Origin of the sequence: Aeromicrobium sp. (assembly GCF_014378035.1) — a bacterium.
Taxonomy (GTDB): Bacteria; Actinomycetota; Actinomycetes; order Propionibacteriales; family Nocardioidaceae; genus Aeromicrobium.
Genome location: NZ_JACMOM010000236.1, coordinates 1 through 8,631, shown reverse-complemented (window position 1 = coordinate 8,631; position 8,631 = coordinate 1). Strand labels below are relative to the sequence as shown.

General features: G+C 66.6%; 8 protein-coding genes and 1 pseudogene. All 9 read right to left on the bottom strand.

Translation table 11 applies throughout. From position 1 onward, the window contains the following. Window positions 1–741, bottom strand: a pseudogene (locus tag H7290_RS12320) (preprotein translocase subunit SecA); the annotation flags it as partial. Window positions 742–810: 69 nt separating this feature from the next. Beyond that, window positions 811–2,028 carry a crosslink repair DNA glycosylase YcaQ family protein gene (locus H7290_RS12315; protein ID WP_290514312.1) on the bottom strand — a complete coding sequence of 406 codons (1,218 nt, stop codon included), beginning with the start codon at window positions 2,026–2,028 and terminating at the stop codon, window positions 811–813. Continuing rightward, window positions 2,025–2,687 carry a response regulator transcription factor gene (locus H7290_RS12310; RefSeq protein WP_290514311.1) on the bottom strand — a complete coding sequence of 221 codons (663 nt, stop codon included), beginning with the start codon at window positions 2,685–2,687 and terminating at the stop codon, window positions 2,025–2,027. Before H7290_RS12310 ends, H7290_RS12315 begins: the two co-directional genes overlap by 4 nt. A gap of 42 nt (window positions 2,688–2,729) precedes the next feature. Continuing rightward, a complete protein-coding gene (raiA, locus tag H7290_RS12305) occupies window positions 2,730–3,356 on the bottom strand; it encodes a ribosome-associated translation inhibitor RaiA (RefSeq protein WP_290514310.1) in 627 nt (208 codons plus the stop codon). A 104-nt stretch (window positions 3,357–3,460) separates the two neighbouring features. Then, window positions 3,461–4,159, bottom strand: coding sequence for a ComF family protein (locus tag H7290_RS12300; RefSeq protein ID WP_290514309.1), 699 nt, complete (start codon window positions 4,157–4,159; stop codon window positions 3,461–3,463). Window positions 4,160–4,221: 62 nt separating this feature from the next. Further along, window positions 4,222–5,985 (bottom strand): LpqB family beta-propeller domain-containing protein, encoded by a 1,764-nt coding sequence (locus H7290_RS12295; protein ID WP_290514308.1) that lies wholly within the window; start codon window positions 5,983–5,985, stop codon window positions 4,222–4,224. Next, window positions 5,982–7,511 carry an MtrAB system histidine kinase MtrB gene (gene mtrB, locus H7290_RS12290; RefSeq protein ID WP_290514307.1) on the bottom strand — a complete coding sequence of 510 codons (1,530 nt, stop codon included), beginning with the start codon at window positions 7,509–7,511 and terminating at the stop codon, window positions 5,982–5,984. Before mtrB ends, H7290_RS12295 begins: the two co-directional genes overlap by 4 nt. Then, entirely contained in the window at window positions 7,511–8,206 is a 696-nt protein-coding gene (gene mtrA, locus H7290_RS12285; RefSeq protein ID WP_290514306.1) for an MtrAB system response regulator MtrA, read from the bottom strand. The genes mtrB and mtrA overlap by 1 nt, the downstream gene beginning before the upstream one ends. A gap of 13 nt (window positions 8,207–8,219) precedes the next feature. Then, the coding region (locus H7290_RS12280) for an adenosylhomocysteinase (protein ID WP_290514305.1) at window positions 8,220–8,631 on the bottom strand (412 nt) is incomplete at its 5' end.

The window sequence follows — 8,631 nt, the reverse complement described above, 5'->3', positions numbered from 1 at the left end:
GATCTTCATGGCACCGACGATCTTGGCGAACTCGCCGTACCACATGACCTCGTCCTCGGTGGGACCGGAGATGATGAGCGGTGTGCGGGCCTCGTCGATGAGGATCGAGTCGACCTCGTCGACGACGGCGAAGTTGTGCCCGTGCTGTACGCACTCGGCGATGTCGTCGGCCATGTTGTCGCGCAGGTAGTCGAAGCCGAACTCGTTGTTGGTGCCGTAGGTGATGTCGGCGGCGTACGACTCTCGTCGCTCGGTGGGTGACACGCTCGGCAGGATCATGCCGACACTCAGGCCCAAGAAGTGGTGGACACGTCCCATCCACACGGCGTGGTACTTGGCGAGGTAGTCGTTGACCGTCACGATGTGCACGCCCTTGCCCTCGAGGGCGTTGAGGTAGGCCGGAAGGGTCGACACCAAGGTCTTGCCCTCGCCGGTCTTCATCTCGGCGATGTTGCCCAGGTGAAGGGCTGCGCCACCCATGATCTGGACGTCGAAATGGCGCTGCCCGAGCACTCGCTGCGCGGCTTCGCGCACCGTGGCGAACGCCTCGGGCATGAGCTCGTCGAGCGAGGCACCGTCGGCGAGACGTGAGCGGAACTCCTCAGTCATGCCGCGGAGCTCGTCGTCGCTCATCGCATGGAACTCGTCCTCGAGAGCGTTGACCTGCTTGGCGACGGCCTCGAGCTGGCGAAGGATCTTGCCCTCACCCAGGCGGAGGATCTTGTCGATGACTTTGGGCACGAATGGCACTTCCTGAAAGCGGCGACTGAAAACGGGGATGAACTACAGTGCCCGGAAACCAAGGCAACATCAGTCTAGGCGACGAGCAAGAGCTGCCGAAAGTTCCCCGGCCAGATCACCCGCGACGGGATGGCTGATGGTCGGGAGCCCCAACCAGTGCGCCAGCAGAGCCAGCTCGGCTGCGAGCTCGTCGGCCGTACGAGGGGGCGCGTGTGACTCGGCCCAGGCTCCGTGCACCACGAGCGTGCCAGCCCGGCGGTCGGCCTTGAGGTCGACCCGTGCGACGAGCCTGTCGCCGAGAAGGAAGGGGAGAACGTAATAGCCGTGGATGCGTTTGCTGGCCGGGACATAGATCTCGATGCGATAGCGGAAGTCGAACAGCTTCAGGGTGCGCGTGCGTTCGAACACCAGCGGGTCGAACGGGCTCAGTAGCGCGCGCGCCGTCACCTTGCGCGGTTGCACGGCGTCACGGTGCACGTAGGCCGGCCGGCTCCAGCCCTCGATCTTCGTCGGGATGAGCTCACCAACGTCGACCAGGTCTTCGATGGCGGCCCTCGTCGCAGGCGGGTCCATCCGGAAGTAGTCGCGCAGACACTGCGCTGTCGCCACGCCGAGCGCCCGGGCAGCGTGCGACACCAGGACCTGATGGGCCTGCGCCGAGTCGAGCGGAGGCGCGTCGAACTGCGCCTGCGGAATGATCCGTTCAGGCAGGTCGTACACCCGCTCGAACGCCGAGTTGCGTCTGACCGCTGTGACCTGGCCCTTGTAGAAGAGGTACTCCAGCGCAGCCTTGACCTCAGACCAGTTCCAGCCCCAGCCGTCTTTCTCCCTCGGTGCGTCGTGCTCGATCTCTCGCGCCGTGAGGGGGCCGTGGACGCGCACCTCGTCGAGCACCCACGCCACGAACTCTGGTTTCTCCCGGGCGATTCGCGACATGCCACCCCACATCCGTGCGCCGGACTCCATGCGGAACTGGAATGCCTGCCACAGAGCCACGTCGACGAACGCCGCCTCGTGCGCCCAGTACTCGAACAGCTTGCGGGGCTTGCGGCCGGCGGCGCGGTGCAGCAGGTCGATGTCGTAGGCGCCGAGCCTCGAGTAGAGAGGCATGTAGTGCGCGCGAGCGAGGACGTTGACCGAGTCGATCTGGAAGAAGCCGAGCCTGTCGATGACAGTGCCGACCTGCCGTGCGGTGACGGTGGCGTCGGGGTCCGAACCTGGCCGCGGCCGGGTGAACCCCTGCGCCGCCAGCGCAATCCGCCTGGCCTGCAGGGCGGTGAGGGTCACAGCACGTCGTCGACGAGCTTGCTGCGCACGGCGTACATGGCCGCCTCCATGCGCGACTTCATCTGGAGCTTCTCCAAGATGTTGCGGATGTGGTTCTTGACGGTGTTCTCGCTGATGAACAGCTCTTCGGCGATCTCGCGGTTGCTACGGCCTCGCGCCACGTGCCGCAGCACGCCGAGCTCTCGGGGAGTGAGATTGGTGGTCGGCGCCGGGCTCTTGGACATCTGTACGAACTCGTCGAGCAGCTTGGTCGCCATGCTGGGACTGATGAGCGACTGACCCGCTGCCACCAGACGCACGGCCTCGGCCACCTGCTCGTAGGTCGAACCGTCCTTGAGCAGGTATCCGGAGGCACCGCTGCGGATGGACTCGTAGAGATCGGACTCGTCGTCGCTCGCCGTGAGCATGATGATGCCGGTGGTCGGAGAGATCTCCTTCATGGCGGCACACACCTCCACCCCGCTGCGGCCCGGCATGCGGACGTCGAGCAGCACGATGTCGTACGGGGTGTCGGCCATCAGCTCGAGAGCCTTGTCGCCGTCGTCCACCTCGTCAAGCTCGAGGCTGTCATCAGCCCCGAGCACCATTTTCACGCCACGCCGAAAGAGCTCTTGGTCATCGACCAGAAGGACCCGGATGCCGTCAACCCGAGAAGTCACGTTGTCGATCATGCCACGTCACCGGGGCAATCAGTCACAACATCAGTCCGAGACGTTGAGATGGATGACTCCGTAGTCATATGCCTTGCGCAGGTAGACCACGCTGGGTCGCATCGAGTCCTTCTCCATGAAGAGGTAGAAATCATGGCCGACCAGCTCCATCTCGTACATCGCCTGGTCGAGCGTCATGGGAGAGCCGGCGTGGGTCTTCTCGCGCACCACGATGGGGCAGTCGCCCTGGGCATCGATGGGCACCGTCTCACTGACCGAGATCTCCTCTTCGGGCTCGTCGATCACGAGATCCTCGATCGGCGGCGTTGCCGTGGCCTCAGCCAGGGAGGTCGGGGCGTGCTGTCCGCGGTGGATGCGGGCCCGGTCGACGGTGCGGCGCAGACGCGACTCGAGCTTGTCGATCGCTGCGTCCAGCGCGGAGTGCTGGTCGGTGGAGGCCGCCTCGGCCCGGACTGCCGGACCGCGCGAGAGCAGTGTCATCTCGACGCGGGCTGCTTTGTCGTGCTGGCGCGGGTTCTTCTCGTGAGTCACCTCGACCTCGACACGGTGGATCTTCTGGCGGCTGTCGTACTTCTCGAGGCGGAGAAGTTTTTCCTCCACGTGCTCCCGGAAACGTTCGGAGATCTCGCTGTTGCGACCATTGACCACAATTTCCATGGGGACTCCCTTTCCTGGATGTTCAGCACTGTCCTGATGTCGTATGTGTGACGGTAGACCGGCGCCAAAGGAACCGCCAGAGTTCGACAGAAGTTCATCTCGAATCAGCAGGCACGTGGGGTCGCGGCCACCACGGCGATGCCGACCGGCCGATGACCGGCATCGGTGAGCACGCGGACCGCCTCGGCAACGGTCGACCCGGTCGTGATGATGTCGTCGACAACGACGACGTCACGCCCGGCGAGTCGCCGCCCCGATCTGAGCCGAAAGGCACCCTGGAGGTTGATCCGTCTGTCAAGAGCGCCGAGACCAGCCTGGTCGGCGGTCTCGCGCGCGTACGCGAGAGCCTGCGTCGTCCGCGTGTCGATGCCGACCTCGCGCAGGAGCTGTACGCAGGAGTGGGCCAGGCTGTCGACGAGGTCAACGCCGCGCAGCCGCTTGCTGCGGCGCGACGTCGGGACCGGCACGAGGACGAGTGGGTGGCCGGTGGCGGCGTGTGTCGCGACCGAGGCTGCCAGGAGGTGCGCCAGGTTCGTCGTGAGGCCGTGGCGACCCTTCTCCTTCCAGGCGAGCAGCACAAGCCGCAGGACGTCTGCGTTGATCCCAGCAGCAACGGTCGGCACTGGTCGCAGCGCCGACGAGGAAGGCACTGCGGCACGGGACGTCGGCAGGGGCTGGCACACCGCCGGCGCGGGACTGATCGCCACGCCGCACGCCCGGCACAGGGTCAGCGCCGCGCGGTCGCAGCCGGGGCAGCGTGCGCCCAGCAAAAGATCGGCCGCCGCCACGAGAAGATCGTGCATGGTCCGACGGTCCTTGGTGGGAGCGCTGAGCGGAACCACCCCCGACGCGGCCTGTGCACAGATCAGCGTCCGGAGGTGAGACCCGTGACTCCTGTGGTGTCGAGGAGCTTCCAGGACCTGCCCGGCACGAGATTCCAGAGCCGGCGGCGGGCATCGGTCGCGTACTGCGTTGGTGTCGTGCCACTGCCGACGACCAGGGAACCGGCGCGGACGTCGGGCAGCAATGCACCTCCTCCGGAGGCTCCTCCCGTCGTGGCCGACCCATCGATGGCCGCCGTGTAGACCTGCACCCCCGAGTTGCTGTCGGCCAGGAAGCTGAGCTCGGTCCCGGACGTCCACGTCGCCGATCGTGGCCGGGCGGCGGTGATGAAGACCCTGACCGGTTCTCCGAGGCCGATAACCCGGTCCTTCGCATCACGGCGGATCGTGCCCACGTAGATGGCCGACCGGCCACCACCGGTGTCCACGGTGACCGCATAGCGCGACGCGTCGGGTGACAACGCGAACACGCGCACGTCCAGGGTCGCCAGCGAGCCGGTGTCGAGCGTCTGGACGGCGCCACCCACCACCCGCCTGACCCGGGTCTGCGGACTCGCGCGGTCGACCATCCAGAGGCCCCCGTCGTCGTCCCACCGGGGATCGATGAGCCGGTATCCACCGAACGTCCTGACATCGCCACCTTTGCGGTTGGTGACCCTCACCTGCGAGCGCGCAGCCAGCACGCCCGCCACCCCGTCGTCGGACACCGCGATCTTCGTCGCTCCGCGCGCATCACGGCCCCACGCCCCGGTGAGGGGCTCGACGCTGTCGTCATTGATCTGGATGACCTTGTCCCCAGCCAGCGCGAAGGCGCGCACCTTGGCGACGCTGGGGCCGTATGCCCCCCACGACTCGATCGACTGGGCCGCGTCGCCGCCAGTGTTCAGTGCGGTATCACCTCCGAACACCCGCACCGCAGAGATGCCCGGGACCTGACGGAGGGTCCAGATGATCTGTGCGGAGAGGTGCTCGCGGGACGACTCGTTCACGGCATCGAGGTCGGCGTCGAACTCGACGTCTGCCACCCCGTCGCTGTTGACAGGCACCGAGGGACTCAGCGAACGAAGGCCCGGGACGAAGGTGCGCATGACGTCCGATCCGCCGGCCGCGCCACGCGCGAGGCTGGAGATGAGCGCGGTCGGAAGCCGGTCACCGACCGCGAGGTGGACCGGGTCAGGCACGAGGCGCTCGCCCGGTCGATCGAAGAAGTAGATGTCGAGCTGCCGGAAGTAGTCGGTGAAGAACTTGCTGGTGACCAGGAGCCCGGGCTGAGGGTTGGAGATACGCCACTCCCCGTCGACCAGCTGGAGCCGGTAGTTGATGTTCGACCGGCTCACCCGCCGCGTGTAATGGCCCTGCTGGTCGAGCTGGGCATTGTCGACGATGCCGAGCCTGACGACCACCGGAGCCGCCGAACCGAGCTGCGGCTTTGCGCCGGGCGCCGTCGAGGGCCCGGAGAGCAGCACCCCGGACTGTGAATACACCCGCACCCCTGCCAACGATTTCCAGGTCTTCGCCGCGCCTGGCGTGAGGAACGTCGAGACCGTCCCGGAGGAGGCAGGAAAGGCCAGCATGGCGTCGAGGTAGCCCCGAACGACCTGCTGCGGGGAAGCCCCGGGCAGGGGACGCGCCGGGGAGTAGCGGACCGTGCTCTCACCGAAACCGCTGTCGTCCGCCACCTTGCTGACCGGACCGGACGTCGGTATGCCCGCACATGCCGACGCCGTCATGGCGAAGCCAGCGACCAGGGCCATGAGCACCGCGCGGCGCCGGCTGGAAGTCCTCACGCATACACCGACACGATCGCCGGTCTCGTCGCCGTGCCCTCGGGCTTCGGGATCGTCAGGACGAACTCGCTGCCCTCGCCGGGACGACCCCATGCCAGCAACGTCCCCCCATGCAGCGAGGCGTCCTCGCGGGAGATCGCTAGACCAAGTCCTGTGCCGCCCTGCGCACGCGCCGGATCGGCCCGCCAGAACCGGTCGAAGACGCGGAGGTTCTCATCGCCGGCGAGACCGATGCCGTGGTCGCGCACCGCCAGTGACACGCACTGCTCGTTCTGGGAGACTTCGATCTCGATGCCCGCCGAGCCGCTGTACTTCGCGGCGTTGGCTAGCAGGTTGCGCACGATACGGTCGATGCGGCGGATGTCGGCCTCGACGATCGCCGGCTGGTCAGCCCCGATGAGCCGCACGGCGATGCCATTGCGTGCCAGCAGGGCATCGTCGGCCGACTGTCTCGCGATCTGCGCCAGGTCGACCGTGTCGAGCTCGAGCCTGGCGGCACCGGCGTCGAATCGGCTCAGGTCGAGCAGGTCGGTGAGCAGCGCCTCGAACCGGTCGAGCTCGCCCTTGAGGAGCTCGGCCGACCGTGAGGTCTGCGGGTCGAAGGTCTCGCGCGCGTCGAAGAGGATCTCGCTCGCCATCTGCACTGTCGTGAGGGGTGTACGCAGCTCGTGAGAGACGTCGGACACGAATCGTTGCTGCAGACGAGAGAGGTTCTCCAGCCGGCGGATCTGGCTCTGGAGGCTCGCGGCCATCTGGTTGAACGAGGTGCTCAGCCGGGCGATGTCGTCCTCGCCCCTGACATGCATGCGTTGCTCGAGGTTGCCGCTGGCGTAACGCTCGGCGATGCGCCGGGCCATCCGCACGGGATCGAGGACCTGTCGCGACACCAGCCAGGCGACCCCGCCGACCATCAGCACCATCGCCAGACCGCCGAGGAGCAGGGCCCGCCGCACGAGGTCGAGCGTCGACTGCTGATTCTCCATCGAGAACAGGTAGAAGAGCGCATACGTGTCGCCGGAGCCGGGCGCCCGCAACTGACTGCCCACGACCACAGCGGGGTCGCGGGCTGCAGAACCCAGGAGCGCCAAGTTGGAGTAGCGCCAGTAGGTGCCCGGCCTGTCCTTGACCGCCGTGGTGAGGTCGGCGGGCAGCGAGCCCGGAGTGATGGCGGCGGACGAGCGAGTGGGCACCCCGCTGTCGGTGGCCGACAGGGGTCCTTCGAGCACGAGCTCGTACGTCCGCTTGGCGCCGCGCGAGCTGGTGAGCGAGTCGACCATCTGGGTGAGCGTCTGCGACTGCATCGCAGGCTCCGTCTCCACGGTGGCGTCGAGCTGCGTCTGGGCATACTTGAAGCCCGAGCGCGCCTCGGAGATGGCGGCCACCCGACGACTGTCGGCCAGACCGCTGGCCACGTCGCGCAGCAGGGCCCAGCCCGTGAGGGAGATGACGAGAGCGCTCAGGACGATCGTGCTCGTGACGACGCGGGCCTGGATCGACCGACGCCAGATGCTGGTCAGGCTACGCATCAGGTGGGAGTTATCGCCTGGTAGCCGACGCCGCGCACCGTGCGGATGATCTGCGGGTGCTCTGCATCGTCCTCGATCTTCGACCGAAGCCTCGTCATGTGGACGTTGACAAGCTTCGTGTCGCCCGGGTGGTGGTAACCCCAGACCTTCTGGAGAAGGACCTCGCGCGTGAACACCTGCGACGGGTTGCCCAGCAGGCAGGCGAGGAGGTCGAACTCCAACGGCGTCAGCTCAAGCGGCTCGCCCTTGCGCGTGACCGTGTGACCGGCGGGATCGAGCACGATCTCACCGAACTCGAGCGGCTCGGCTAGCTGATCGGACCGCCGAAGGCGCGCCCTGACCCTTGCGACCAGCTCGGTGTTCTTGAAGGGCTTGGTGATGTAGTCGTCCGCGCCCGCCTCGAGCCCCGCGACGACGTCGGGTGTGTCGGACTTGGCCGTCAGCATGATGATCGGCACGCCCGACTTCTCCCGGATCTGACGGCACACGCTCATGCCGTCCAGACCCGGGAGCATCAGGTCGAGCAGGACGATGTCGGGCTTGAACTGCGCGAACGCCGCCAAGACCCGGTCGCCCGAACGACACACCGCTGCCGTGAGTCCCTCGCCCTCGAGGACGATCGTCAACATCTCCGCGAGGGAGGCATCGTCGTCGACGACGAGGACTCGGTCGCGTTTCGTGCGGCGGTAGTTCATTCAGGCCTGACCGTCAGTAGCGGTACTGATCCGTCTTGTATGGACCGGCAACGTCGACCCCAAGGTACTCGGCCTGCGCCTTGGTCAGCTCGGTGAGCTCGACGCCGAGGGCATCGAGGTGCAGACGAGCAACCTCCTCGTCGAGATGCTTGGGAAGCACGTGGACGCCGAGCGGGTACTTGTCACCCTTGGTGAAGATCTCGATCTGCGCGAGCACCTGGTTGGTGAACGAGTTCGACATGACGAACGACGGGTGGCCCGTGGCGTTGCCAAGGTTGAGGAGTCGACCCTCGCTCAGCATGATGATCTTGCGGCCGTTCTCGAACGTCCACACATCCACCTGCGGCTTGATGGTCTGACGCACGACACCGGGCATCTTCTCGAGACCGGCGATGTCGATCTCGTTGTCGAAGTGACCAATGTTG

Coding starts and splice junctions, on each gene's coding strand:
- raiA (WP_290514310.1), bottom strand. CDS start 3,356: ATGGAAATTGTGGTCAATGGTCGCAACAGCGAGATCTCCGAACGTTTC.
- H7290_RS12300 (WP_290514309.1), bottom strand. CDS start 4,159: ATGCACGATCTTCTCGTGGCGGCGGCCGATCTTTTGCTGGGCGCACGC.
- mtrB (WP_290514307.1), bottom strand. CDS start 7,511: ATGCGTAGCCTGACCAGCATCTGGCGTCGGTCGATCCAGGCCCGCGTC.
- mtrA (WP_290514306.1), bottom strand. CDS start 8,206: ATGAACTACCGCCGCACGAAACGCGACCGAGTCCTCGTCGTCGACGAC.